This window comes from Vibrio sp. V31_P5A7T61 (assembly GCF_009904895.1).
In the GTDB taxonomy this organism is placed as follows: Bacteria; Pseudomonadota; Gammaproteobacteria; order Enterobacterales; family Vibrionaceae; genus Vibrio; species Vibrio metschnikovii.
Genome location: NZ_WXWI01000022.1, coordinates 180,457 through 206,247 on the forward strand (window position 1 = coordinate 180,457; position 25,791 = coordinate 206,247).

Consider the following 25,791-nt stretch of genomic DNA (forward strand, 5'->3'; position numbering starts at 1 on the left):
TCAAGGCGTTACCTCACCGATAATCCGATAAAAGGTTTCATTGTCTTTGACCATTCCTAACTCATGGCGGGCGCGCTCTTCAATCGCATCAAGCCCCTGCCGTAAATCATCGATTTCAGCAAACATCTCTTGGTTTCGTTGGTGCAAATTACTGTTCACTTGTTCTTGTACGTTAATTTCACTCGAGACCATTCGAAAGTCTACGATGCCATTTTTACTTAACCATAAATGGTATTGTAGCCAGCCAAATAGCAAAAATAAGGCTATCGCCAATACTCGCATCTTTTTCACCTTACTGATGGGAGCGGTACCTAATGAGAAGTACCGTCTACATTGACAGTTTACTTGCCCGCTTACTTATATCATAAGCGCCAAAATCAGGCGAGTAAGCTCACGGTTTAAGTCGTTGTCAATGAACAACTATCTCGAACGGTTTAACCAATAATATCCAAACGACTTGGATCTGAAGCGAGACGACAAGTCAGTCAATCGCTACTCACATGAAGGCCCTATCTGAGTAGCGTTAACGATCCTAGCTCCTAGCCAACACCACCGCGCTTAATACGGATGGCGGCTGACTAAAAAGTATTAATTCATCGATAAAAACAGAAGTAATCCAAAACCTAAAATTAAACGATAAATCACAAAAGGAGTCATCCCCATTCGAGAAATGAGCTTTAAGAAAAAGAAAATACATAAATAGGCGCTAATAAACGAGGTGATCACGCCAGTAATTAAGAAATTAATCTGAATCGGTTCACCGCTCGTGATTAACTTAAGACCTAAGTATCCACCAGCTAAAGTAATAATTGGAATCGACATTAAAAATGAAAATCGCGCCGCAGCTTCACGAGTAAAACCTAAATACAGCGCAGCCGTAATGGTTGCACCTGAGCGTGATGTACCGGGAATAATCGCTAACGCTTGTGCGACACCAACAAAAAGAGCCTGCTTCCATCCCGCTTGATACTCATCTTGGGCAAGACGAGCGTGCCTATCCACATACCAAAGCAGTAAGCCAAAAATGATCGTCGTTGTGGCAATCACCCACGCACTACGCAGATACAGCTCAACAATATCTTTCATTAATAAACCAAAAATACACGCGGGAATGGTCGCGAGAATGATCAACCAAGCCAGTTTTGCTTCTTTGCTGCGATCACCTTTGAAAATGGACGCAAAAAATGCTCGTAATAAGCTCACCACTTCATGGCGAAAATAAATGATCACCGCAGCTAAGGTGCCAACATGCACTGCCACATCAAAAGCTAAACCTTGATCTTCCCAGCCTAAAATAGCCGAAGGCAAAATAAGATGAGCAGAGCTAGAGATGGGTAAGAATTCAGTTAAGCCTTGGATCAACGCCAATATAAACGCTTCAAAATAAGTCATGATTATTCTCTAATTAACGGATTTACGGATGGAAAACCATAAAGGAATGAGAGTTAAAGAGTCGAGATCTGGCGTTGCTTGCCACACCTCTTGAACCGTTTGCTCGCTGCCAGGAATCAGCAACTGGGGCGACAATTCGTACAAAGGTTGGATAACAAAAGGATAATGATAAATATCCCGTCTTGGCAAGACAGGCGCTTCGCTCGAGACTTGCTCACCATAAAGTAGTAAATCCAAATCTAACGTTCGATCTTGAAACTTCTTTGCGTTGATCTCTCTTCCCCAACGCCGTTCTATATCCCGTAATTTCTCTAGCAAAACGGGTAAAGAGAGCGTGGTAGTGAGCTCCGCAACCAGATTATAAAAAGCATGGCTATCAAAGCCGACAGATGGGCACTCATAAACCGACGATAAGCGCAGTCGATCCGTTAACGTCGCTAATTCACGACATCCAGCTTCAATATGTCGATGGCGTTGAACATTGGAACCAATACCAATATAACAAGTGATCATGCCTGTCCTCGTTCAATCACCACACCAACCCCTTTTGCTTGTGCTACCGCTCCCGGCTTGGTTAAACGGACCTTAACCCAAGGCACAGAAAAACGCTGCATAATCAGCTCAGCCACTTCTTCAGCAACTCGCTCTACCAATAAAAAACGCCCCTGTTCAATATGCTCAATCACCGCTTGACTGACTTGGGCATAATCCAATGCATCAGCCACATCATCGCTTTTGCCAGCAGGTTGATTATTATGAGCCATCTCCAAATCAAGCACTAATTTTTGCTTAATGGTCTGCTCCCAGTCATAAACACCAATGGTTGTGATCACAGTTAACTGCTCGATAAAAACTTTATCCATGGCAATATTGCCTCCTTTTTGCTGGTCGGATATCCAAATTGAGTAAAAAAACGGACTATTGGGGTTTATCACGATATCATATACCCAAACCACCTATTGATGCGAAACTCTCAAGATTTTTTGTTTCTTCATTGCCTTAATGACTATTTTTCAGGCTATTTAACAATTGCTTGCAATGATAACCGGCAACGCATGCCATCATTAAAAAACCGTCAGGTTGTCATTTTTTATCAGCAGGAAAAGTTAACGTGATGACCGCATCCAAGACAACTTTTATCAGGTTTGGGTCACGTTAAAAATAAAGAAATCCTGAGACTATACCCAAACGACTTGGGGTTGCACGCCGTCGGCAAGTGAGTACATCGCCATGATATGTGATTGGGATAAACGAACGCAGCCAACACCGCTGTAGCTTCAATTAAGAAGGGGATATTCGTCGCATTAGAGAGAGTCCCCCGCTAAACATTGGCTTACCTTACAAACAATACGTAGCCAAACAACGACGGTAGAGGCCGCTATGACGCCACTAGCACTGATCATGATTATTTGCGCCTATTTACTGGGGTCAATTTCCAGTGCGGTATTGATCTGCCGATTACTGCGTTTGCCTGATCCTCGCGGCGTCGGCTCTCATAATCCCGGAGCCACCAATGTACTGCGCATTGCCGGTAAGAAAACCGCCTTGGCAGTGCTGATTTGTGACATGCTCAAAGGAACGATTCCTGTCTGGGGTGGTTATTACCTTAACATTGATCCTCTCATGCTCGGCTTAATCGGTATCGCGGCCTGCCTTGGTCACATGTATCCCCTATTTTTCCATTTCAAAGGCGGTAAGGGAGTGGCGACAGCACTAGGCGCCATTGCACCAATAGGCTTAGAATTAACCGCCATGGTCATTGTCACTTGGTTAGTGGTGGTCTTTATTTTCCGTTATTCCTCCCTTGCCGCACTGGTAACCGTTTTATTGACGCCTTTTTATACCTGGATGATCAAACCACACTATACATTGCCCGTCGCGATGCTCTGCTGCTTAATCGTGCTTCGTCATCAAGAGAACATTAAGCGTCTTTTTATCGGCACAGAGCCGAAAGTTGGCGAGAAAAAACCATAAAAAAACGGCCATGGCTATGACCGTTTCCAATGAGAACCGTTACCGCTTGATTGATTAAGTAATCGGCGTCAGTTGGTCAATCGGCCAACGAGGCCTCGCTTGAACACTGAGCTCTGTAACATCACCATTTTTTAAGCGTTGCATCCCCGCATAAGCAATCATCGCGCCATTATCGGTACAAAATTCGGTACGCGGATAAAACACCTCACCGCCAATTTTCTCGGCTAGCTTAGCTAAATCGGCACGTAGCTGCTTATTCGCACTCACCCCACCAGCAATCACAATACGCTTCATTCCAGTTTGCTCGAGCGCACGTCGACATTTGATGACTAATGTGTCACACACTGCATCTTGGAACGCATAAGCAATATCAGCTCGAGTTTGCTCATCGTCACCATTGGCAGCAATGGTATTGGCCGTAAAGGTTTTTAAACCTGAAAAACTCATGTCTAAGCCCGGGCGATCCGTCATAGGGCGAGGAAACTTAAAGCGTCCAGGCGTGCCTTTTTCTGCCAAGCGAGCCAACATCGGTCCTCCTGGATAATCGAGCCCCATCAACTTAGCGGTTTTATCAAACGCTTCGCCTGCCGCATCATCAATCGATTCACCCAAAATCGTATAATCGCCAATTCCCTTAACTTCCACCATCATCGAGTGGCCACCAGAAACCAATACCGCAACAAAGGGAAACGGTGGTGGATTATCTTCCAGCATTGGCGCCAACAAATGCCCTTCCATATGATGAACCGCCACCGCAGGAATATTCCAAGCATACGCCAAACTACGACCAATCGTCGCTCCGACCAATAAAGCGCCCACCAAACCGGGGCCGGCAGTATAAGCTATGCCGTCAATATCGGCGGGAGTCAGCTTAGCCTCCGCCATGGCGGCTTTAATCAGTGGGATGGTTTTTTTCACGTGATCACGCGAAGCCAGCTCCGGTACCACACCACCATAATCGGCGTGCAGTTTTACTTGGCTATACAATTGATGAGATAAAAGACCTTTCTCATCATCATAAATCGCGATTCCAGTTTCATCGCAAGAGGTTTCAATTCCAATAATGCGCATAGTATTCTCAGCATGCTGTCTGCTAGAAGCTGTTGACCGTGGTCGAACAGCCGCCAATAATCAAAATTCCGCTCATGTTACCTCGGCTTGGCATGACAAACAAACTTTGTACAGACAGTAAACAACAAAGTACTTTACAAAGCGGTCACGATAGGATTAAAATTCCGCACCATTTTTGATCAAGCTGGTTATCGCTCTAGTCGACAAGCTATCTTGTTACTTTGGCCACAAAATACCAGCGTTAACGAATTAACCCCTGAGGTGAAAGGCATATGCCAATAGTTAAAGTACGTGAAAACGAACCGTTCGACGTAGCACTACGTCGTTTCAAGCGCTCTTGCGAAAAAGCAGGTATCCTTTCTGAAGTGCGTCGTCGTGAGCACTACGAAAAGCCAACTACTGTTCGCAAACGTGCTAAAGCAGCAGCTCAAAAGCGTCACGCTAAGAAGCTAGCTCGCGAAAACGCTCGTCGCGTTCGCCTGTACTAATAACTGATTCCAAAAAAGGAATAAAGTTATGGCTCTGATTGACACTCTCAAAGAAGAGCAAAAATTAGCGATGAAAGCCAAGGACAAAGCGCGCCTTGGCACTATTCGTTTGGCCTTAGCCGCCATTAAGCAACGTGAAGTTGACGAACAGATTACTCTGAACGACGACGACATTTTGGCTGTGCTGGTGAAAATGGTTAAACAACGTCGCGACTCTGTTACGCAATATGAAGCCGCTAATCGTCAAGATTTAGCAGATGTGGAAAAAGCGGAAATCACCGTTCTTGAGGAATTTATGCCTCAACCATTGAGTGAAGAAGACGTTATCGCCCTGATTGACAGTGCGGTGGCTGAATCTCAAGCCAGTGGCATGCAAGACATGGGTAAAGTGATGGCGCTGATCAAACCACATATTCAAGGGCGTGCAGATATGGGTAGAGTAAGCAGTTTAGTTCGCGCTAAACTCGTTTAATCCCACACCCAAATGCATCAAGCCGTGCTATCCTCTGGTAGGCACGGCTTGTTCGTATCTACACTTTTGGTTTTTCTCTCTTTCTTTTAGGTTGTATGGCAGGACAAATTCCTCGTAGTTTCATTGATGATCTCCTTGCTCGACTCGATATTGTCGACATCATCGACGCACGTGTAAAACTTAAAAAAAAGGGCAAAAACTACGGCGCTTGCTGCCCATTTCATAATGAGAAAACCCCTTCGTTTAGCGTCAGCCAAGAAAAACAGTTTTATCACTGCTTTGGTTGTGGTGTGCATGGCAACGCGATTGATTTTCTTATGGAATACGAGCGACTGGAATTCCCTGAAGCCATTGAAGAACTTGCTTCTTATCTAGGGTTAGAGGTTCCACGCGAAGAGCGCTACAACAACAGTCAGTCAGCCTCAAATTCAACACCGCGCGTTAATAGCGATGAAAAACGCACACTGTATGATTTACTAAGTAACATCGCACAGTTTTATCGTCAGCAATTAAAAACCCCAGCCGGACGAGGCGCTATCGAGTATCTCAAAGATCGAGGCTTATCCGGTGACATTGCACAACAGTTTGGCATTGGTTATGTGCCTGACGAGTGGGACTTAGTACGCCGTAATTTTGGCCAGCATCCACAAACTCAAGAGATGCTGGTGACGGGTGGAATGCTGATAGAGAACGAGAGTGGCAAACGCTACGACCGTTTTCGTGGTCGAGTCATGTTTCCGATTAGAGATCGCCGGGGTCGCGTGATTGGCTTTGGTGGTCGAGTGATTGGTAATGGCACACCTAAATACCTTAACTCGCCAGAAACGCCGATATTCCATAAAGGCAAAGAGCTTTACGGCCTGTATGAAGTGATGCAAGCTCATCGCGATCCAGTACAGATACTGGTCGTTGAGGGCTATATGGATGTGGTCGCTTTAGCCCAATATGGTGTTGATTATGCGGTTGCCTCACTGGGTACCGCGACCACTGGCGACCACTTACAACTGCTGTTTCGTCAAACCAATACCGTTGTCTGTTGCTATGATGGTGACCGAGCCGGCAGAGAAGCGGCCTGGCGAGCTTTAGAAAATGCGCTAAGCTATCTTAAAAGTGGCAATATTCTTAAGTTTCTTTTCTTGCCCGATGGTGAGGATCCTGACAGCTACATCAGAAAGCACGGTAAAGAAAATTTTGAACAAGCCGTACAGAATGCAAAACCGCTCTCGAGTTATCTTTTTGAAAACCTGATTGAGACCCACAAACTCAACTTAGGTACCGTAGAAGGAAAATCAACCCTACGCACCTTAGCGAATGAGTTGATTAATAAAATCCCAGATATTGGCTTTCAACAAGAGTTGGATGAAAAGCTCGATAAACTCACGGGCTTTATGAGCCATGGAAAACAGCGTCGCACTCAACCAACAAGCGAGCGACCACAACCGCACAAAGAGCTAAAACGCACCCCAATGCGTGAAGTTATCGCTTTGCTTGTGCAAAATCCGAGCTATGCTGAAATGGTGCCGGAATTGTCGAGTGTCAAACACTTAGCCATTCCCGGTTTAAGTTTGCTGGTCAATGTGGTTGAAAATTGTCAGCAACACCCCCATATCACTACCGGTCAATTGCTTGAGCATTGGCGTAATAATGAACATGAAGCACTGCTGTCTCGTCTGGCAAGTTGGGAAATCCCCCTTGTCGAAGACAACCAAGAAGAACTATTTTTAGACTCATTGGACAAAATTCTTGCCCAGTGTGTAGAAAAACAAATTGAAAACTTGCAGGCGAAAGAAAGAAGCGTCGGTTTATCAACCGATGAAAAAAGGGAGCTCATAGCATTAATGCTAGAATTGAAAGCGTAACCCAGTTTAAATAGTCAGCAACGAATAAATTTGTTAATATACATGGTTTGCATTTCGCACACTATTCTTTCACCAGATACGAAGTTGGATACCGTCTATGGATCAAAATCCGCAGTCACAGCTAAAATTACTTGTCATCAAGGGCAAGGAACAAGGCTATCTGACCTACGCCGAAGTTAATGACCACCTACCTGCTGAGATCGTCGATTCTGAGCAAGTGGAAGATATTATTCAGATGATCAACGACATGGGTATTAAGGTAGTAGAAACTGCTCCTGATGCCGATGATCTCGCTTTAAGCGACGATAACACGATCACTGATGAAGATGCCGCTGAAGCCGCTGCCGCAGCGCTTTCAAGCGTAGAAAGCGAGATTGGTCGAACTACCGATCCTGTACGCATGTATATGCGTGAAATGGGAACCGTAGAGCTGCTAACTCGTGAAGGTGAAATTGATATCGCTAAACGCATTGAAGAAGGTATTAACCAAGTTCAAAGCGCCGTTGCTGAATATCCCGGTACGATTCCTTATATTCTTGAGCAGTTCGATAAAGTTCAAGCAGAAGAGTTACGCCTAACCGATCTGATTTCCGGTTTTGTTGACCCGAATGAAGATGAAACTACTGCGCCAACCGCGACGCACATCGGCTCTGAGCTGACTGGTGCTGATCTCGATGACGAAGACAGTAAAGACATCGATGAAGACGAAGATGAAGACGAAGATGGTGACAGCACCGACGATGCCGAAGAAGATACTGGTATCGATCCTGAACTGGCACTAGAAAAATTCACTGAGTTACGTAATAAATATCAAAACTTACAGTTAGCGATCAACGAACACGGTAATGACAGCTCAACAACTCAGCAAGCTTCTGAGTTAGTACTGGATATCTTCCGCGAGTTTCGTCTAACGCCTAAGCAGTTTGATCATTTAGTCACCACACTGCGTAACTCAATGGAACGTGTTCGTACTCAAGAACGCTTGATCATGAAGACCGTGGTCGAAGTCGCTAAAATGCCGAAAAAGTCATTCATCGCCCTATTTACTGGTAATGAATCGAGCGAAGCATGGCTAGATCAAGTCCTTGCGACCGATAAGCCTTACGTTGAAAAAATTCGCGCCAATGAAGAAATGATCCGTCGTTCTATTCAAAAGCTGCGTATTATCGAACAAGAAACCTCACTTGATGTGAATCGCATCAAAGACATTAGCCGTCGCATGTCAATTGGTGAAGCGAAAGCTCGCCGAGCGAAAAAAGAGATGGTAGAAGCCAACCTACGTTTGGTTATTTCGATTGCCAAGAAATACACCAACCGTGGTCTACAATTTTTGGATCTGATCCAAGAAGGTAACATTGGCCTAATGAAAGCGGTAGATAAATTTGAATATCGCCGTGGTTATAAGTTCTCAACCTATGCAACGTGGTGGATTCGCCAAGCCATCACCCGTTCTATTGCTGATCAAGCGCGCACCATTCGTATTCCAGTTCACATGATCGAAACGATCAATAAACTGAACCGAATTTCGCGCCAGATGCTGCAAGAGATGGGTCGTGAGCCTCTGCCTGAAGAATTAGCGGAACGCATGCAAATGCCGGAAGATAAAATTCGCAAAGTGCTCAAAATCGCCAAAGAGCCAATCTCAATGGAAACGCCAATAGGTGATGATGAAGATTCACATCTAGGTGATTTTATTGAAGATACTACGCTTGAATTGCCTCTAGACTCAGCCACGGCAACGAGCCTAAGAGCCGCAACAAGAGACGTTCTGGCTGGCTTAACACCACGTGAAGCTAAAGTGTTACGGATGCGTTTTGGTATTGATATGAATACAGACCACACTCTTGAAGAAGTGGGCAAACAGTTCGATGTTACTCGCGAACGTATTCGTCAAATCGAAGCCAAAGCACTGCGTAAACTTCGTCACCCAAGCCGCTCAGAAACTCTGCGCAGCTTCCTTGATGAATAACTAAAAACCAACGTGTTTAAAAGGTGAGCAAATGCTCGCCTTTTTTATTACCCCAAATGCTAAGTGAATAAAAACTAAGCGCTATTACCCTATTTTCCGGCTAGACAGACACCCAGCCTTCCCCTATAATCACACACCTATCGGCCCCTTAGCTCAGTGGTTAGAGCAGTCGACTCATAATCGATTGGTCCGCAGTTCAAGTCTGCGAGGGGCCACCATATTCCAGAAGGTTAGTAAGCGTAGTGTTTACTAACCTTTTTTTGTACCTGACGATTTTGGGTCAGGTAAGCCCCGAGCATGCACTCTTCTCTTTCTCACTCAAGCTACTTTTTAGTACTCTGTATCATTACCGATGAGAGCGGAGATTGTGCTTATTGATAACCGCAAGAGAGAAAGGCTTTGCGCCAGATTCAAGAGCTTGTGCCAATTCTGAGACCTTTCGGTAATAAGTTACTCTTCGCCCCGATAAAGTGGTGAGCTTTAGTGCTACTGGTTGATGTACTTTCATTGTGTGTTCTCATTATCTGTTTGCTGAGTAAATTCTTGCAAAGCCTGTAGCGCCTTTTCAGCCAGAGTGCTTTGCACAAAAATATGGTCGTGATAATAACCAGCAATCACATTAGCACTGATCCCATAAGACGCTAACTTAGTCGCGAACGCAGCGGTTAAACCTACCGCCTCTAAACTAGAATGCACGGTAAGTGTGATTAAGCTAAAAACGCTATCAAACTTGAGTTGGGCGGCTTTGGCTTCTTGCTCTAATAACACTAAAGTTAAGCCCTCTTGCTCTCGACATGTTGCGATTGGATCTAGGTGCCAATACTCAGATAACGGCCCCTTCACGGTACAAAATACGTAATTGCCCTCGATGATCTGTGGTGACATCGACTTTAGTAATACCTCTAACTCGCTAATTGCTGACATTTTCTAACCTTATCTACTACCTACAAACGTGAAGAATATACGGTGAAATAAAATAAGTTTAATTCATAATGTTAATCAAACATTAGAAAGGCTAATATCCTGCACTACATAAACTAAATAAATACAAGAAAGAGAGAAATAGATTGCTGTTACATGGTTGCTTTAACGTTTGGCTACGATAAAAAACTTACTTATCATCATTACACTCATTCACTCAACAATGGATTCCAACAGGATAAAAAACTGAAAAATACAGATTAAATAGCATTTTAAATAAAGAATGCTTCACAAAACAAACGACCACCAAATCAAGGTCAATTATTGAAATTAAAATTCAAAATAAAATCAATAATCGGACTTTAATTTCAATTAAAAAACAAAAAACCAGATAAAAACACCAATAATAACAAATCAAATAGTCACATATTCCAAATTTTTAAAAGCGCGTTATGATACACGAAAATGACCTAGAAATGAGCCATATCCAAGGGCACCTAGCCACTCCTTCAGGGCCTTTTGAAAAATAAAATCTATTTTTATTAATTGGTTATATACCAAAGCCTCTTAGAGTGAAGAGGAAACGGCAAGTGCATAAAACGCCATGAACATCGATGCACGATGTGCTTGGGATGAATGAACGCGCGGCCAACACCGCTACAACTTTAAGTCGTTTGGGTATACCCGCGTACTTTGATTGATATTATTGGGTAAGAATCATATGTTGGAAAGCATTGGCATCGTTAACCTTTGGGCCTATTTGGTCGGCGTTTTTTTAATTGTTATTGTTCCAGGGCCAAATTCTATCTTCGTGCTAACGGCTAGCGCAAAGTATGGTGTGCGTGGCGGATATAAAGCGGCAATGGGCGTCTTTACTGGTGATGCACTGCTGATTTTTTTAGCCTTTTTGGGCGTGGCTACCGTGGTCAAAAACTCACCGGCCTTGTTTCATGCCATTCAATATTTGGGTGCGGCTTACCTACTTTATCTCGGTATAAAAACCATTACTCAGAGCTTACGAGTTAAAGAGTCTCAGCCTGAGGTGAAATCAGTTCAAAGCAGTAAAGGGATCTATTTTAAAGCGTTAGGACTGAGTATCCTCAACCCTAAAATGATTATTTTTTATGTCTCATTTTTTATTCAATTTATTGATTTTAATGCGCAAAGTACCGGTTTATCGTTTTTAGTTTTGGGCGCAATTTTGCAGCTGTGTAGCATGCTTTATCTCTCGCTACTGATTTTTGCTGGTTTTGGGATCACGAATAAAGTCAAACAACATAAAAAACTAGCGACGCTATCCAATACTTTTATTGGCTCACTGTTTGTGATGTTTGCGCTAAGACTGGCTTTAACCGCTTAATCTTTCGCCATAAAAACTTCATCACAATGCCGCCTCGCTGACACAAACCCCACTTAGCATAACGTCAAGATCACAGTTTGTGAGGACGTTATGCTATCTACAAGCCCTTTTAAATTACCCCGTAAAACCCCTTTTGGACTGGCTGAACACTTTGCAGAATGGGCAACAGGATTAAGTCAACTCGATAAATTTTATCATCAGCGTCCCGCACAGTGCTCCAGCGCGGAATTTTTACGTTTTACCTTAGAGATATTAGGAATTGATTATCGCGTCACTAAGGGCTGCGTATCACAAATACCAACAACTGGCACAACCATTGTCGTCGCTAATCATCCTCTCGGATGTGTTGAAGGCATTATCCTTGCTGAACTGCTGCTATCGGTTCGTAATGACGTCAAAATTCTCGCCAATCACTATTTAAAAACGGTGCCAGAGATCGATGAGCTGTTTATTGGTATCGATGTATTTGCCCGCGAGAATGCCAGTCATGCCAATCTATCAGCCTTACGTCAAGCTCATCAACATCTTGCCAATGGGGGTGTTTTATTGATGTTTCCTGCTGGGGAAGTCTCACAGTGGGTAGACAATAAACCGCAGCGAGTCGAGGATAAAGAGTGGAGCCAATCAGTCAGCCGTTTAGTGAAAAAACATCAAGCGACCGTCTTACCAATCTATATTGATGGCCAAAACTCAAAACGATTCTATATGGCTGGAAAGATACATCCATTACTTCGCACACTCTTACTGGGTAGAGAGCTACTCAACAAACAGCAAAGTTGTATCGAAATAGCGATAGGAGAAACCATTGCTTGCTCAGAAATCGCCACCTTAGATGACCAACAACTGGTTAATTATTTACGCTTAAACACCTATTTATTACAAAATCAGCGCTGGATAACTCGCGATAAAACGCAGCAAGATAGAAGCCTGCCACCTGTCGTTGAAAGGCTGAGCGACGAGATGTTACAACAAGATATTGATACTCTACCTCAAGAATGTCATTTATTGGATCATCAACACTTTAGCGTATATTGTGCCAGTGCCGAGCAAATTCCGGCAATCTTGCATGAAATTGGTCGAGTCAGAGAGTTGAATTTTCGCCACGTCGGTGAAGGAACTGGACTTGCCTTAGATATTGATCACTTTGATCGCGATTACCTGCATCTTTTTATTTGGGATCGGACAGAACATGCGTTAGTTGGCGCTTATCGTCTCGGATTGGTCGATAAATTAGTCGAGCGACACGGTATGCATGGCTTATACACACGCACTTTGTTTCATTACGATCAGCGTTTTATCGATAATATGGGTAAATCTATTGAGATGGGGCGTTCGGTGGTCGATAGTGCTTATCAAAAAAGCGTCGCGCCATTACTGCTGCTCTGGAAAGGCATTGCGACCTATATTGATCGCCACCCTGAATACACACACCTTTTTGGCCCAGTCAGCATCAGCAGTGATTACAGTGAACTTGCACGTCAATTACTCGCCGATACCATGACACTGCACTATTACGATCAAGAACAGGCCAATTTAGTCAGTGCCAGTCACCCACTATCGAGTACCTATCAGCTATGGAATGCCAGCTTACTGTCAGCCCTAGCAGACCTACAGCTTTTATCACGAGTGATCGCGCGTATTGATGATGGCAAAAGCATCCCTGTTTTATTGCGCCAATATTTAGGCTTGAATGGCCGTTTGGTTTGCTTTAACGTCGATCCTGATTTTAACGACTCATTAGATGGGTTAATTATGGTCGATTTACGTCAAGTCCCGGTACGAACGCTCGCCCGTTATATGGGGGTTGAAGCCGCTCATCGCTATTTAACGCGGCATCATTCAGAGTAAAAATCAGGCACGCCCATCAAAGCAGCGTGCCTGATTTTTTGATTACTTTGCTATACCCACCCAAACAACTTGGCGTTGCAGGCTACGTTGTCCTTACATTCTCAGCTCACGAAGCCAATATTAAACCGATGACGTTGCCGTAGTGGGATCTTCGCTTTGTAAATCATCATCATGCTCTTCCATTCGCCAAGGCAAACTCCCCGGTGAAATATGTAAAAAGTGCAGATACTTCTCAAATTGATCCAAAATATCATTGATGATATCGCGCTCTTCATAACCATAGACATCGTAGGCTTGACCTCCCCGACGAAGAAACACTTCCGCTCGATAATAGTAATCATCATCGATTTGTTTCTCTTGCTCGGAAGCAAACTCGGGCATCTCATAAGCACGCAGGCGAATCTCATAAATAAACTCCACTTCGCCCGCTTTCTCAACATCAATAATGCAGCGAGTATTGAGATCATCAAAGGTCACTTTTGCTTGCCAACCTTTATGTTCAAGCTCCTGCTTAACGGTGTTCATAGCAGCCAGTCCGGTCTGCTCGATGAATTTCTCCACACTAGTTTTAGCCGGGAAATCAATAAGGTGCGATAGTCGCTTTTTCCAATTGGTTTTGCCTTGCAGATGCACAGGTAACTTCATATCGTGCTGTAAACTGGTCTCATGATGCCCTTCAATCACTAACGCTCGCCACATGCCAATACCACCAATTAACATGATAATGGCAAACGGTAAGGCACTAACGATCGAGGCGGTTTGTAAGGCGCTAAGTCCCCCCGCAAGCAGTAACACCGAAGCAACCAGTCCTTGAGTCACCACCCAGAATGTACGCTGCCAGACTGGAGTATGCATTGCACCGCCCGATGCTAATGAATCAATCACTAATGAGCCTGAATCTGATGAAGTGACAAAGAAGGTGATGATCAGCAATACCGTAATAAAGGAAACCACGGAAGAGAGAGGCAGAAGCTCAAACAACTGAAAGAGCGCGACAGCATGATCGGCCTGCACATCGGTAATGAGTGAGGTATAACCTTCAACCATAATCAGATGCAGTGCGGTGTCGCCAAAAATAGAGAACCAAAGGAAGGTAAAGATCGACGGTACCAACATGACCCCGACCACAAATTGTCGAATCGTGCGGCCGCGACTTATTTTGGCAATAAATAGCCCAACAAAGGGTGCCCAAGCTATCGTCCAGCCAAAAATAAACAGCGTCCAGTTACCAATCCAGTCGCTTGATTCATAAGCTTGCAGACTAAATGTTCGTTCAACAATATTACTTAAATAACTTCCCGTATTTTCTAAAAAGGTTTCTAAGATAAATATTGTGGGTCCAACGATAAATACGAAGAGCATCAAACTGATCGCTAACAGCATATTAATAATCGATAAACGCTTAACACCTTTATCCATACCTGCAAGCACTGAAAATAAAGCTAAGCAAGTAATCACCGCAATCGCACTAATTTGGAAAGGCACACCCACTTCGACGCTTGGCCATAAATAGTTAACCCCTGCGTTAATTTGAGCAACCGATAAACCTAATGTCGTAGCAATACCAAATAAGGTGCCGAGAATCGCGAATATATCGACAATATGACCAATGGGGCCATGAATTCGCTCACCAATCAAAGGATATAATGTTGAGCGCATTGATAACGGCAAACCATGCCGAAAAGCAAAATAAGCTAAACACAAACCAACCAAACCATAAATGGCCCAGATATGAAATCCCCAGTGGAAATAGGCAATTTGCATAGCTTGTTTAGCCGCTTCAATAGTTTCTCCGCTGCCTGTTGGTGGCGAGGCATAATGCAATACCGGTTCTGCGACACCGAAGAAAAGTAAAGCAATACCGTATCCTGCGGAAAAGAGCATCGCAAACCAAGCTGGAAAGCTATATTCAGGCTCAGCATGATCGGGGCCAAGTTTTATATTTCCCCAGCGCGTAAAAGCTAATGAGACAATAAAAATCAAAAATAAGGCGACCGCTAACATATAGAACCAACCAAAGGTTTCGGTTATATAGGCTAACGTCGTCGAAAAAACCTCACCAGCTAGACTAGGATTTGATATGGTTCCTACTACCATTAGTGCTATGACAATTACTGCCGGAATAAAAACCGGAATAAGCACAGTCGAGTTAGATTTCTCTAACTTATCAATCATAAAGCCTCCTGCTTTATTAGTTCTTATTGAAAAAAAACCTCCTCATCATATAACATTTTGACTCTCACTGCGAATGACACTATCAACTCAATAAAAATCATCGTCATAAAAACAAGCATCAACAACAATGAAATTCATTTTAAAACAGTAAGTTAAACAAAATTAACGTGTCATTTTAAAATAATTAAACTCAGTCAATAAATAGCCATATTTACAGGCCATATTGTGCAATTACTCGGAATTATCACTCGATAATTCTGCTAAAAAATATTCCGCTAATACTGCTAAAGAATAATAAAAATCATCTTCATCACAGGCGGATTTTAAGCGTTGTAAATAGAGCGTCGCCCACGGAAAAAGATGATCCGTTAATAGCTCGATAACCGCAGATTCTTGACCTTGTTCGAGGAAATGAGCAAGGGCTAATAGCATTAATCCAAATTGATCTTCTGGTTCCTGACGGGCGAGTTGCACCGCTAAACCATGACGTTGGAGAAATTGACGATAAGCCAAGGTACTTTCACCCATCACGATATGCTCATGATCTAAGTATACCGATCCCCAAGGCGGAGCGGGCATATCCCCTAGCCCTTCGAATAGTACGCTAAAGCGCTCAGGTTGTGGCTCTGGTAGACGATGGCACACGGTTTCGATAACCTTAGGATCGCTCCAAGAGAAATAATGAGCTAATTGAGGCAGATCGTGTAACGCATACTGCGCAGGCTCGCTCTGCGGTGAATAGTAAAATAAACTACCAAGGATTCGAGGAACAATGGCTAACATTGGCTTTCCTTTCTGTTTTAAAAAGTACTCAGCCCGTGAGCCAACTCCCAGCGAATTCGCTTAAAGTCGCTGCTCTCACAGGCTGAACGGTACACACTGTTTAGGAGAAGAATACGCTCAAAGTATCCTCCTAACCGCCACTACATGGTTATCCACCATAAGTTATAAAAGGTAATACGTGAGGCCAGCTCGCCAAGGATCATCAGTGCCGCACCGCTAAAAAGCAAAGGTTTAACGGCTTGTTTTTTCAGTAAGACCCACAAAGCAAGCACCAGCGCGATGGTCATCGCGAACAAATAGGTGTACCAAAACATCGTTTGTGCATTCACTAAATGCGGTACTTGCTCGGTTAAAAACGCCATATAACCGGTACGAGTTGCAAACGAAATCGCCGCTCCCACGATGACCGCTAACGCACCGAGTCGTTTAGCACCGAGTGCTAAAGCACACATCCCACCAGAGATAGCAACAGTTAGCCACAAATGCAGCGACGTATAATGGCTATTCCAAGCCGGGACGGTTGCCAATTGATAAACCTGCGTAATCGACCAAGCAAAAGCTAGGCCTAATAGTACGGCAATCCCATTCAACCTTTGGTGCAATGTATCGGTAACAGTAACGTTAAACTTGCTTTTCAGTATATCGCGCAGGCGAGGAGCACTGAGTGCCACCGTTAAAAAAGCACAACCAAAATAGAGACCACTTAAAACAATTTCATTACTCATCGGTGAACGGAATAAACCAAACAGCAAATTAATCGCACGCTGAGGTTGTCCCATATGTAAGCCACCAATTGCCATGCCTACAGCAAACAAAATTACGGCAACCAGATTGATTTTATGACGCTGAGCATTGGTAATTTGTCCAACAAGACCAGCAATAAAAGCCAATAACATCATACCAACCGCGGTTTGGCCTAAAACCGTGAAAAAGACTAAAGGTAATTCATGCATCGTTTATACCTCTGAAGGGTTTTGAACAGCACCGGTTTTATCACCAGTCATACGGGCATCCGCGTGTGCTTTAATCACTAAACTGGGTTTGGTCAGTTGCGGATCCGGTAAGGGTGCGACCGCATTGGTATCGCCATATTTGGCGCGTAATGTGGCTATCTCATCAAAATCAAGCGCGCGCTGTGGACAAGACTCGACACACACGGGTTTTAAACCTTGAGCCACTCGCTCATAACAGCCATCGCACTTCGACATCACTTTCTTTTGTTCATCAAACTGCGGCGCACCATAAGGACAACGCATTTCACAATAGCGACAACCAATGCATTTATCTTGATCAACCACCACTAAACCATCTTGTTTCCGTTTATGCATCGCTCCTGTCGGGCAACCTTTCACACACGTTGGTTCAGCACAGTGATTACAGGAGATCGATAAGTAGTAGTTGAAGGTATTTTGCTGCCAAGCATTGCCTACTTTCTGCCACTCACCACCACCATACTCGTATACTCGGCGATATTTTGGGCCTACCTCTTGCGCCTTCTCATCTTTACAACTGATTTGGCACGTTTTGCAGCCAGTACATTTGGATGAGTCGACAAAAAAGCCATATTGTTTCATTTAAAAATCTCCTCAGATGCGCTTAACGTCGACCAAATTGGTGTGTTGTGGGTTACCTTTAGCTAACGCCGTTGGCCGTAGCGAGGTTAGTCGGTTGATACAGCCACCAACATCAACACCTTGTTTATTGGTCTGCGCCCATGCGCCCTCTGGCATCGCCGTTACACCGGGCATAATGCGTGGTGATACCTTCGCTTTAATTCGTACTCTTCCTCTGTCATTAAAGACTTCGACAAAGTCATCATTGTGGATACCTCTCGCTTGAGCATCGATAGGGTTGATCCACAAAACATCCGGCGCAACTTCTTTCAATTGAGCAACGGACGAATACGTTGAGTGGCAATGACCTTTGGTATGAAACCCTGTCAATTGCAACGGATATTTATTCAGCATCGGTTTATCTTCGATACCTTCGACGGCTGGCCAGTATTCTGGAATCGCCGAAATTTTATCTCCGGGCAGTAATTGCCATTGAGTCGCCAATTCAGCCAATTGCTCTGAATAAATCTCAATTTTTCCTGATGGCGTTTTCAGCGGATGTTGCTGTGGATCATCACGGAAATCTTTTAACGCAATATGTTTACTGCTATCGGCGATCCGGCGATCAATCACGCCCATACCATCGGTTTGCTCAAATGGAGGCAAATGCGGTTCTTGTTTACGCACTTGGTTATAAGCGTGTTCAATCCACTCTTGGTAGGTGCGACCTTCGGTAAACGCCTCTTTCAAACCCATTTTATCGGCGATTTCCGCCAAGACATCATAAGTCGGCCGATTTTCCCACATCGGTTCAATCGCTTTTTGTAAGCGAACCAAATAATGATAAGAGCCTGATTGATAAGAGTTATTAATTAACTCATCGGATTCTAAGGTTGAAACATCGGGCAGTAATAAGTCAGCATATTTAGCGCTGGCTGTCATGTGGTTATCCCATACCAGAATAAATTCACACAAAGACTCATCACGCAGCACTTTATCGACTTGGTTAAGATCCGAATGCTGATTAGCGGTGATATTGGACGCGTAATTCCATAAAAACTTCACATTGGTCGTTAAACGATCACGACCTTTGATGTAATCTTTTTCTGGTGTCATCTCGGTGCCGCGCGTGATCGCATCGACCCAGCTAAAACATGGAATCGACACTTTGACTGGGTTTGGTATCGCCAGACCCGCTAGTGGATAATTGACACTGCCTCCCCAAGTACCAATATTGGTTCCAGGACGACCAAACTGCCCGGTCATAATCGGCAGCATCATGATCGCGCGCGCAGCATGCTCACCGTTTTGTGTGCGTTGCACTCCCCAACCTTGAGAGATCCACGCAGCTTTAGCGCTAGCAATTTCACGAGCCAACTGACGAATACGTTGCGCGGGAATTTCGGTCAATGCTTCCGCCCATTCTGGCGTTTTTTCAATCTTGTCTTCCCCAAGACCGAGAATATATGCTTTATATGATGAGTTCGCTGGCGCACTGGCAGGCAAAGTTTCTTCACTCCAACCGACCGTATATTGGTTAAGCATGGCCTCATCGAGCAGATTTTCTTTGATTAAGGTATGGCCAATTGCCGCGACTAACGCCGCATCGGTTCCCGGGCGAATCGGTAACCATTCGGCATTAAATGCCGTCACGCTATCGGTGCGGCGAGGATCAATCAAAATAACCTTAGCGCCGCTTTGTTCGAGAGCATGATAAATTTCCGCAATTTGTCCGCCCCCTGACATGCGCGTTTCTGCCAAGTTTTGGCCAAACATCACCACTAAATCAGAATTTTTGATCTCAGCAAAAAGCGTTTGTTGCTCAGTGCCGTAAATATTCCCTGCTTGTCCAAAAACAAACGGCTGAATACGGTTAAGTTGAGCTTCTGAATAGGTATTGTGCATATCTAAGAAGCCACCAGCTAAATTAAGCAGGCGCTTACACGTATTACGGCCTTGTAAATTAGCCCCTGTCGTTCCACTACCATATTGATAGTAAATGGCTTCATTACCATAAGTGTTGATCACTCGTTGCAATTGCTCAGCCACAATGGTGGTGGCTTCATCCCAACTGATGCGCTTGAATTTACCTTCACCACGTTCACCGACCCGCTTCATTGGGTACTTTAAACGGTCAGGGTTATAGGTACGAAAACGAGCTGAGCGCCCCCGTAAACAAGGGCGGATTTGATGCTGACCAAAAATGGCTTCATTGACCCCATCTTCTGGAGAGATCTTAACGGCCACACCATCGCGCACATGAACTTTAAATGGGCAACGACTGCCACAGTTCACTAAACAAGCGCTATAACGGATCTGTTCTGGGCTCAGCGAGGATGATGGTGTTGGTGCAGCCAGCGCATTAAATGGCAAGCTGATCGAACTGGCAGCAATCGCTGCGCCAGAAGCAACCGCAGAGCTTTGTATAAACTCACGGCGCGTAAATAGTTTTTTGATTATTGATGTGGACATAGACCCTCCAATGTATCGGCCTATTATCCAAATCTTGCATGATCTTCCCTATGATCACTATCAATGAAAATGTAATTAGCGGTTACACTTTTAAACATTTACCATCAAATAGTAACAATAATAGTTATCATTATTTTTCTGTTGATTTACGAAATTGCCACTCAATCGCATTAGCAGGACAAATCGGACGGCATTCACCACACCCATTACATAAGTCTTCATTCACTACGGGTTGTTGATTCGGCTCGCACTGAATCGCTTGAGTTGGGCACTGCTCAATACATAATTCACAATAACCCAATAAACGATTATGACACTGATAAGCAAAGGTCGGTAAAAGCTCAGTTTTCGTGGCAGGCAGCAGCGCCCCGGTTGGACACACTTGCGCGCACTGAGTGCACAATTGGCAATGATTGTAATCTAGACATAACTCAGGCCACTGGCCTGTTAACTGGATAACGGAGCTTGGGCACGCTTCAACACACAGACCACAGCCATCACATAACCGCCTGAACGTTGCCTCTGCTAATGCCCCCGGTGGACGAGGTATGGTGCGTTTCGGCTGATCATCCACCTCATGATAAGCGGCCTTACCTCTGGCAACTAAACCACGAAAAAGATCACGGCGACTAAAATTACGGGGACTCTGACTCATCATCACCAAGCTAGGATAAACAACACACTTCAATCATAGCGCGAAAAGACGTAAAGCTAAAAGTCTTGTTCATGTTCAAAAAGCAGATGACCTAACTTGCGCTTACTAACTCACGCAATTTTGAATATTTGCTCTATTTATGTTAAAAAACAAACCAAAACATACACCAAAACTAAGTTATTTAGCCTCATTCAACTAAAAGGAGTATTACGTTGAATCTTTCTTCGCAGCACCACACCACTCGTAGCGCATTAACGAGCCTGACAACACCATTTCTCTACACCACATTAGGCGTTATTGGCGCGCTCTCATTATCAGGCTGCTCAAGCACATCATCGACACTGTCAGCACCGCTTTCTATTCCAGACAACGCGATTATTGCTCATCGTGGCGACTCCTATAACGCACCAGAAGCGACTTTACCGGCTTATCAATTAGCCTGTGAATTTGGGGCAGACTATCTTGAAGTCGATCTACAACGCAGTAAAGACGGCGTTTTAATTGCCGTACATGATAATAATTTGCGCAATAAAACCAATATTGCGGAGATTTACCCAGAGCGAGCCGATAGTCCAGTAAGCAGTTTTACTTGGGCTGAATTAGAAAAATTAGATGCGGGATCTTGGTTCAATAACGCCTATCCAGAACGCGCAAGAGAAAGTTATCGTGGCTTGCAATTAATGACCTTAGATCAAGTCAGAGAGGTTGCTGAGAATTGCTCACATCAACCTGGCCTTTATATCGAAACCAAATTACCTGAACTGTTTCCAGGTATCGAAGCGGATCTGAGAGCGAATTTACAACAGCACGGCTGGCTAGATAAGGAAATGAAAGGTAAGGTTATTTTGCAAACCTTTGAAAAAGAGAGCTTAGTTCAACTGCAAGCGGAAATGCCGAACATCCCTAAAGTCCTTCTGCTATGGACTGGCGACGGTTATATCGATATGAAGCCCACAGAGCCGAAACAAGATGATGAAAGCTGGGCGGCTTACTACGCACGAGTGCAAGTCGCATCAAAATCGGCTTATGAAGAATGGATAGATTTTGCTAAAGACAATGGCGCAATTGGCGTTGGCCCATCAGGGACTCAAGCCAACTTTGCTGACTCGTGGTCGAGTAATTTTAGCTATATGGATCTCGCTAAACCTTGGATGATAGAGATGAATCAGCAAAAAGGGTTAGTGACTCATATTTACACCTTAGATGATGCTGAAGATCTTATCCGCTATCGCGATCGGGGAGTGACCGGCTTTTTCACCAACCGTCCTAATCTCGCCGTCGAAGCGTTAACTGGACGTCCAGCAAAAGACGTTACCGCAACGCTAGTGAAACTTGGTTATTAATCTCAATCAACGTTGATGGTTTCTATAAAAAATCCCGTATCAATACGGGATTTTTTGTTCTGCTGACAATAACTTGCTTCACTCAAGCTACCGATTTAACGCGGCTAATTAGCCGCAGAGAGGAATGAACGAGGGAATGTCTGAGCGATATCGGTAAAGACACCATCCACGCCCCAGTTAAATAATTGGTTGGCTCTTAGTAGGCTATTGACGGTATAAACGTTCACTTTGTAGCCTTTGGCTTTAAAAGCGGCAACCTGCTCACGAGACAATCCTTCATTTTCTGGGTGGATATATTCAGCTTGGCACGCCTGTAAAATGGATTCCCAATCTTCCGATAGTGTCTCTTTAGTAAATAAACAAGCGGTCGGATAGTGCGGCGCACGCCGTTTAAATTCATAAAGAGCAATATGATTAAAACTTGAAATAATCACTTTTCTGTCACTATCAAGCAGTTTTAGTCCCTCAATCACGCCCTCAATTAATTTGAGCGTTTTCTCCCACCCTGCCGTACAGGATTTTATCTCAATATTAGCGTCGAGTTTTAGCTCATTAAGTAGTTCAATAAATTGGCGAAAGGTCGGAATCGGCTCACCAGCAAACGCATCAGAGAACCATCCACCAGCATCAATATTCGCTAGATCTTGTTGACTCAATCCATACAGGCTACCACTGCGATTGGTACAACGATCTAATGTGTCATCGTGAGAAATCACTATCGTATCATCACCAAGGATATCAACATCACATTCCAGCCACTGCACCTTATGTGTATGGCAAAGACGAAAAGCAGCTAAGGTATTTTCAGGGGCTAACGATGACATGCCACGATGGGCAAAAAGTGTGTTCATTTTCAATCAACTCTCTGTGAATTGTTGCATTTCGAGCGCAGATAATCGCTCGTTCGAGCTTGAAATGCACTATACCGGAGTCAAATTGTTAACAATAGAGTAGACGGTTCAGAAATGTGATTAGCCGTTGAAAATCGGCCAATACACTACGCAACCTCAGCTGTAAGACAGAAATAAAGTATCATACTGATTGTCTTGAGCATCACAATTGATCATCCACAATTGATCATCCACTGCCTTGGTACGTTTCTGGACATTTTCGAGTTAGGGGTTGTGTTTTAAAGTGCCAATTTCGGATAAGTTTAGCTTGGGTTAATAGGAAAAAAATATATAAATTAATCAATACAACTCCAGTTTAGTGATAAGTGTTTTGAACAGAGCAAGATTACGAACGTTTTTTAAAAAAATTGCCAAAAATCTAGCATTATCATTTACTTTTTTTAAAACTGAACCTTGTTCTTTGGCACGACTTAACCCTCTTGTCTGGATTACTAAAAGTATAGCTCTAAGATAGCTTACTATTGATGATGGTAATCAGGTTGGGGCAAGTGCAGCAGAATGCGTTTATATCGAATCAGAAGTTACTATACCGTTTAGAAAATAGGTACAGATCTTAAACTTCGATTATAAAAAAGAGAGCTAGGTGCTTGGCACATTAGCCCACGTTTCCCGCTTCTATTAGCAACGCAGGATCTGCGCCCCACTCAGACCAAGAACCATCGTAAATCGCCAATTGTTTCATTCCTATCTCAAGAGCAGCCAGCAGCAAAATACATGCTGTTACTCCTGATCCGCAATAAAAGTAACTGGGTAAGCTCATGTCTATACCCAGCTCGTCAAACTTAGCCTTTAACGCTTCTTTAGGAAGATAACAGCCACGACTAACTAATTGTTCAAATGGTAGATTTTTTGCGCTGGGAACATGGCCGGAACTAAGGCCTTTTCTTGGCTCAGGCGCAGCCCCGGAAAAACGAAGAAAACTTCTAGCATCCAAGATATTTGCTTCACTAAGAGCAATTGCACTAGAAATTTGGTCTTTATCGACGGCAAGTTCGCTAAAAAAATCTCCCTCCCACTGAACATTGCTATTCGACTCACTAGCTGATACTGCAAGCGGTCTATTTTCCATTTCCCACTTGGGCATACCGCCATCCAGTACAAAGACTTTTTTGTGTCCCATTAGGGTTAAAAGCCACCAAGCTCTAGGAGAAGAATAAATACCTTTAGCATCATAAATAACGACCGTACTGTCTTTCTTAATTCCAAGCTTTCTTACCTTTTGACAAAACTCATCATATGTTGGCACGGTACAAGGTAATTCTGAGTCGATTTTACTGAACTCATGTTTAATATCAAAACGCTGAGTTTTTGGAATAAATACTCTATTATAAAGGTCGCTGTTATCACCTGAAATACTATCCATAGTTGCATCAAGGATTACTAAATCTTTACGATTTAAGTTTTTCTCTAACCATTCAGTTGTTACTAGATTAGTGCTGATAACAGACCCCTTTCTTAAATAAGTTAATCTACTTCTAGAACTTCTATTGCTTGTTCTGAGACTAACGGAATATGATACCTATCATCCATCAGCATTTCACCAGCGAAACAGCCATTGGTGAACTCTCCATTCAGTCGCTTAGCAGTAAAGTTGTCAATGGCATTCTCATCAAAGCAAACTTTATAACGATAAGATATACCATCAATATTTGGCACTCGCAACAAGTAGCCCAAGTAAGGCTCAAAGATATTCACACAACCTACAATATCAGCAATTTTCTCTCCCACACTTCCTATTTTTTCAATCGGAGAAGGGACAATCGCGAACAACTGACGTCCTGCTCTACACCAACCAACGTGACCCGGCAACCCGAGTACATCTATACCATTCGTTCCGAAATCTTCACTAATACCAATTTGGAAATCGCAAGGAATATTGTCGTGGACATACTTTATGTCTTGATAGAACTTTCTTACTTGCTCTTGGCTCAACTGAAGATGGGGATGTTTTTTACCATGGTCTGTAAAGCAGTTAAATCGTAATGAGTTAATGCCCACTCCGTTAAAAATTTCGCAATATGAGAGAATGGTTTCGAGAGTATGATTATGAGAGCCGATCGTTATGCCAATGTTTATCTTGATTGGCTGCTTTCCACTTGGTAAGTGATTTAGGTTAAAGTCTTTTATTCTGTCAATTACTTCAAGGGTTTTTGCACCTGGGAAAACACCTTTTATTGGATAATTATTGCTGGGCTGTAAGTTTCCGTTTTTATCAGGAATACCATGAAATGTTATCGAGATTGTACCAAAACCATTTTCAACACATGTATGTAGTAGGTCTATATAGTTTTTCCCGAAAAGTGGGCGACCACTAGTCCAAGCGTCTCCTGCTCCCATTGTTTCAGTGGTTTCACTATTTTCTCCGAATCTAAATTCGCGGTTGTGCTGGGCACCATATACCTCCATGAACTTCCCGCCATATGCTGTAGTGGTATGGTGAATTTGGTCACTTAGTTAGAGGTGATATCATCATCTCATAAGTTAATAGGTGACATTATGACAAAACGTACAAGACGGCTATTTAGTGCCGAATTCAAACTGGAAG

At 43.6% G+C, this 25,791-nt stretch carries 23 protein-coding genes, 1 tRNA gene and 1 pseudogene; 10 read left to right on the top strand and 15 right to left on the bottom strand.

The features are described 5' to 3' along the window. The 4 genes from ftsB to folB all read right to left on the bottom strand — a co-directional run bounded on the left by ftsB (window position 1) and on the right by folB (window position 2,255). Window positions 1–282: a cell division protein FtsB gene (gene ftsB / locus CAG58_RS04755; RefSeq protein WP_040904691.1), complete on the bottom strand. Its 282-nt coding sequence runs from the start codon at window positions 280–282 to the stop codon at window positions 1–3. 306 nt (window positions 283–588) lie between these two features. Beyond that, window positions 589–1,392, bottom strand: a complete 804-nt coding sequence (locus tag CAG58_RS04760) for an undecaprenyl-diphosphate phosphatase (protein WP_154169169.1) — start codon at window positions 1,390–1,392, stop codon at window positions 589–591. A 9-nt stretch (window positions 1,393–1,401) separates the two neighbouring features. After that, window positions 1,402–1,905 (bottom strand): 2-amino-4-hydroxy-6-hydroxymethyldihydropteridine diphosphokinase, encoded by a 504-nt coding sequence (gene folK, locus CAG58_RS04765; RefSeq protein WP_158144278.1) that lies wholly within the window; start codon window positions 1,903–1,905, stop codon window positions 1,402–1,404. Then, window positions 1,902–2,255 (bottom strand): bifunctional dihydroneopterin aldolase/7,8-dihydroneopterin epimerase, encoded by a 354-nt coding sequence (folB, locus tag CAG58_RS04770; protein ID WP_004396006.1) that lies wholly within the window; start codon window positions 2,253–2,255, stop codon window positions 1,902–1,904. The genes folK and folB overlap by 4 nt, the downstream gene beginning before the upstream one ends. A gap of 517 nt (window positions 2,256–2,772) precedes the next feature. On the opposite strand from folB, the gene plsY reads away from it, so the two are divergent. Further along, window positions 2,773–3,366: a glycerol-3-phosphate 1-O-acyltransferase PlsY gene (gene plsY, locus CAG58_RS04775; RefSeq protein WP_004396007.1), complete on the top strand. Its 594-nt coding sequence runs from the start codon at window positions 2,773–2,775 to the stop codon at window positions 3,364–3,366. Window positions 3,367–3,420: 54 nt separating this feature from the next. Here the strand turns inward: plsY and tsaD are convergent, their stop codons facing one another. Continuing rightward, a complete protein-coding gene (gene tsaD / locus CAG58_RS04780; RefSeq protein ID WP_161425653.1) occupies window positions 3,421–4,437 on the bottom strand; it encodes a tRNA (adenosine(37)-N6)-threonylcarbamoyltransferase complex transferase subunit TsaD in 1,017 nt (338 codons plus the stop codon). Between the two features lie 74 nt (window positions 4,438–4,511). On the opposite strand from tsaD, the pseudogene CAG58_RS17145 reads away from it, so the two are divergent. The 6 genes and pseudogenes from CAG58_RS17145 (at window position 4,512) to CAG58_RS04805 (ending at window position 9,443) form a co-directional block, all read left to right on the top strand. Beyond that, a pseudogene (locus CAG58_RS17145) lies at window positions 4,512–4,719 on the top strand (hypothetical protein). Beyond that, window positions 4,710–4,925, top strand: a complete 216-nt coding sequence (gene rpsU, locus CAG58_RS04785) for a 30S ribosomal protein S21 (protein WP_004396009.1) — start codon at window positions 4,710–4,712, stop codon at window positions 4,923–4,925. The pseudogene CAG58_RS17145 and the gene rpsU overlap by 10 nt, the downstream one beginning before the upstream one ends. 28 nt (window positions 4,926–4,953) lie before the next feature. Continuing rightward, window positions 4,954–5,397, top strand: a complete 444-nt coding sequence (locus tag CAG58_RS04790) for a GatB/YqeY domain-containing protein (RefSeq protein WP_004396010.1) — start codon at window positions 4,954–4,956, stop codon at window positions 5,395–5,397. A gap of 95 nt (window positions 5,398–5,492) precedes the next feature. After that, complete coding sequence (dnaG, locus tag CAG58_RS04795; RefSeq protein ID WP_154169175.1) at window positions 5,493–7,256, top strand: DNA primase; 1,764 nt, start codon at window positions 5,493–5,495, stop codon at window positions 7,254–7,256. A gap of 97 nt (window positions 7,257–7,353) precedes the next feature. Continuing rightward, entirely contained in the window at window positions 7,354–9,225 is a 1,872-nt protein-coding gene (gene rpoD / locus CAG58_RS04800) for an RNA polymerase sigma factor RpoD (protein WP_115152688.1), read from the top strand. A gap of 142 nt (window positions 9,226–9,367) precedes the next feature. Then, window positions 9,368–9,443, top strand: a tRNA-Ile gene (locus tag CAG58_RS04805). Window positions 9,444–9,729: 286 nt separating this feature from the next. Here the strand turns inward: CAG58_RS04805 and CAG58_RS04810 are convergent. Continuing rightward, a complete protein-coding gene (locus CAG58_RS04810) occupies window positions 9,730–10,149 on the bottom strand; it encodes an ACT domain-containing protein (protein ID WP_161425654.1) in 420 nt (139 codons plus the stop codon). Between the two features lie 718 nt (window positions 10,150–10,867). Here CAG58_RS04810 and leuE point away from each other — a divergent pair. Both leuE and CAG58_RS04820 read left to right on the top strand, forming a co-directional pair. Continuing rightward, on the top strand, window positions 10,868–11,506 hold the full coding sequence (gene leuE, locus CAG58_RS04815; protein ID WP_004396014.1) for a leucine efflux protein LeuE: 639 nt from the start codon (window positions 10,868–10,870) through the stop codon (window positions 11,504–11,506). 90 nt (window positions 11,507–11,596) lie between these two features. After that, entirely contained in the window at window positions 11,597–13,354 is a 1,758-nt protein-coding gene (locus CAG58_RS04820; RefSeq protein ID WP_161425705.1) for a lysophospholipid acyltransferase family protein, read from the top strand. Window positions 13,355–13,474: 120 nt separating this feature from the next. On the opposite strand, the gene CAG58_RS04825 is transcribed toward CAG58_RS04820, so the two are convergent. From CAG58_RS04825 to CAG58_RS04850, 6 genes are all read right to left on the bottom strand, one after another. After that, window positions 13,475–15,529, bottom strand: a complete 2,055-nt coding sequence (locus CAG58_RS04825) for a BCCT family transporter (RefSeq protein ID WP_161429845.1) — start codon at window positions 15,527–15,529, stop codon at window positions 13,475–13,477. Between the two features lie 231 nt (window positions 15,530–15,760). Further along, complete coding sequence (locus CAG58_RS04830) at window positions 15,761–16,312, bottom strand: molecular chaperone TorD family protein (RefSeq protein ID WP_161425687.1); 552 nt, start codon at window positions 16,310–16,312, stop codon at window positions 15,761–15,763. A 140-nt stretch (window positions 16,313–16,452) separates the two neighbouring features. Beyond that, entirely contained in the window at window positions 16,453–17,265 is an 813-nt protein-coding gene (locus CAG58_RS04835) for a dimethyl sulfoxide reductase anchor subunit family protein (protein WP_161425686.1), read from the bottom strand. A 3-nt stretch (window positions 17,266–17,268) separates the two neighbouring features. After that, a complete protein-coding gene (locus CAG58_RS04840) occupies window positions 17,269–17,886 on the bottom strand; it encodes a DMSO/selenate family reductase complex B subunit (protein WP_040904699.1) in 618 nt (205 codons plus the stop codon). Window positions 17,887–17,898: 12 nt separating this feature from the next. Then, a complete protein-coding gene (locus tag CAG58_RS04845; protein ID WP_161429846.1) occupies window positions 17,899–20,337 on the bottom strand; it encodes a DMSO/selenate family reductase complex A subunit in 2,439 nt (812 codons plus the stop codon). Between the two features lie 130 nt (window positions 20,338–20,467). Further along, a complete protein-coding gene (locus CAG58_RS04850; RefSeq protein WP_161426660.1) occupies window positions 20,468–20,992 on the bottom strand; it encodes a 4Fe-4S binding protein in 525 nt (174 codons plus the stop codon). A 212-nt stretch (window positions 20,993–21,204) separates the two neighbouring features. Here CAG58_RS04850 and CAG58_RS04855 point away from each other — a divergent pair, with 212 nt between their 5' ends. Further along, window positions 21,205–22,335 carry a glycerophosphodiester phosphodiesterase gene (locus CAG58_RS04855; protein ID WP_161426661.1) on the top strand — a complete coding sequence of 377 codons (1,131 nt, stop codon included), beginning with the start codon at window positions 21,205–21,207 and terminating at the stop codon, window positions 22,333–22,335. Window positions 22,336–22,439: 104 nt separating this feature from the next. Here CAG58_RS04855 and CAG58_RS04860 read toward each other — a convergent pair whose 3' ends face one another. The 3 genes from CAG58_RS04860 to CAG58_RS04870 form a co-directional block, all read right to left on the bottom strand. Further along, the gene (locus CAG58_RS04860) at window positions 22,440–23,186 is read right to left on the bottom strand and encodes a glycerophosphoryl diester phosphodiesterase (RefSeq protein WP_161426662.1); all 747 of its coding nucleotides are present in this window, start codon (window positions 23,184–23,186) and stop codon (window positions 22,440–22,442) included. A 655-nt stretch (window positions 23,187–23,841) separates the two neighbouring features. Next, window positions 23,842–24,687 (bottom strand): sulfurtransferase, encoded by an 846-nt coding sequence (locus CAG58_RS17095; protein ID WP_337247275.1) that lies wholly within the window; start codon window positions 24,685–24,687, stop codon window positions 23,842–23,844. A 23-nt stretch (window positions 24,688–24,710) separates the two neighbouring features. Beyond that, window positions 24,711–25,652, bottom strand: a complete 942-nt coding sequence (locus CAG58_RS04870; protein ID WP_161426664.1) for a radical SAM protein — start codon at window positions 25,650–25,652, stop codon at window positions 24,711–24,713. Window positions 25,653–25,791 lie beyond the last annotated feature (139 nt).

Excerpts from the sequence above, each read along its gene's own strand:
- ftsB (WP_040904691.1), bottom strand. The coding sequence starts at position 282 with ATGCGAGTATTGGCGATAGCCTTATTTTTGCTATTTGGCTGGCTACAA.
- CAG58_RS04760 (WP_154169169.1), bottom strand. The coding sequence starts at position 1,392 with ATGACTTATTTTGAAGCGTTTATATTGGCGTTGATCCAAGGCTTAACT.
- folK (WP_158144278.1), bottom strand. The coding sequence starts at position 1,905 with ATGATCACTTGTTATATTGGTATTGGTTCCAATGTTCAACGCCATCGA.
- folB (WP_004396006.1), bottom strand. The coding sequence starts at position 2,255 with ATGGATAAAGTTTTTATCGAGCAGTTAACTGTGATCACAACCATTGGT.
- plsY (WP_004396007.1), top strand. The coding sequence starts at position 2,773 with ATGACGCCACTAGCACTGATCATGATTATTTGCGCCTATTTACTGGGG.
- tsaD (WP_161425653.1), bottom strand. The coding sequence starts at position 4,437 with ATGCGCATTATTGGAATTGAAACCTCTTGCGATGAAACTGGAATCGCG.
- rpsU (WP_004396009.1), top strand. The coding sequence starts at position 4,710 with ATGCCAATAGTTAAAGTACGTGAAAACGAACCGTTCGACGTAGCACTA.
- CAG58_RS04790 (WP_004396010.1), top strand. The coding sequence starts at position 4,954 with ATGGCTCTGATTGACACTCTCAAAGAAGAGCAAAAATTAGCGATGAAA.
- dnaG (WP_154169175.1), top strand. The coding sequence starts at position 5,493 with ATGGCAGGACAAATTCCTCGTAGTTTCATTGATGATCTCCTTGCTCGA.
- rpoD (WP_115152688.1), top strand. The coding sequence starts at position 7,354 with ATGGATCAAAATCCGCAGTCACAGCTAAAATTACTTGTCATCAAGGGC.
- CAG58_RS04810 (WP_161425654.1), bottom strand. The coding sequence starts at position 10,149 with ATGTCAGCAATTAGCGAGTTAGAGGTATTACTAAAGTCGATGTCACCA.
- leuE (WP_004396014.1), top strand. The coding sequence starts at position 10,868 with ATGTTGGAAAGCATTGGCATCGTTAACCTTTGGGCCTATTTGGTCGGC.
- CAG58_RS04820 (WP_161425705.1), top strand. The coding sequence starts at position 11,597 with ATGCTATCTACAAGCCCTTTTAAATTACCCCGTAAAACCCCTTTTGGA.
- CAG58_RS04825 (WP_161429845.1), bottom strand. The coding sequence starts at position 15,529 with ATGATTGATAAGTTAGAGAAATCTAACTCGACTGTGCTTATTCCGGTT.
- CAG58_RS04830 (WP_161425687.1), bottom strand. The coding sequence starts at position 16,312 with ATGTTAGCCATTGTTCCTCGAATCCTTGGTAGTTTATTTTACTATTCA.
- CAG58_RS04835 (WP_161425686.1), bottom strand. The coding sequence starts at position 17,265 with ATGCATGAATTACCTTTAGTCTTTTTCACGGTTTTAGGCCAAACCGCG.
- CAG58_RS04840 (WP_040904699.1), bottom strand. The coding sequence starts at position 17,886 with ATGAAACAATATGGCTTTTTTGTCGACTCATCCAAATGTACTGGCTGC.
- CAG58_RS04845 (WP_161429846.1), bottom strand. The coding sequence starts at position 20,337 with ATGTCCACATCAATAATCAAAAAACTATTTACGCGCCGTGAGTTTATA.
- CAG58_RS04850 (WP_161426660.1), bottom strand. The coding sequence starts at position 20,992 with ATGAGTCAGAGTCCCCGTAATTTTAGTCGCCGTGATCTTTTTCGTGGT.
- CAG58_RS04860 (WP_161426662.1), bottom strand. The coding sequence starts at position 23,186 with ATGAACACACTTTTTGCCCATCGTGGCATGTCATCGTTAGCCCCTGAA.
- CAG58_RS04870 (WP_161426664.1), bottom strand. The coding sequence starts at position 25,652 with ATGGAGGTATATGGTGCCCAGCACAACCGCGAATTTAGATTCGGAGAA.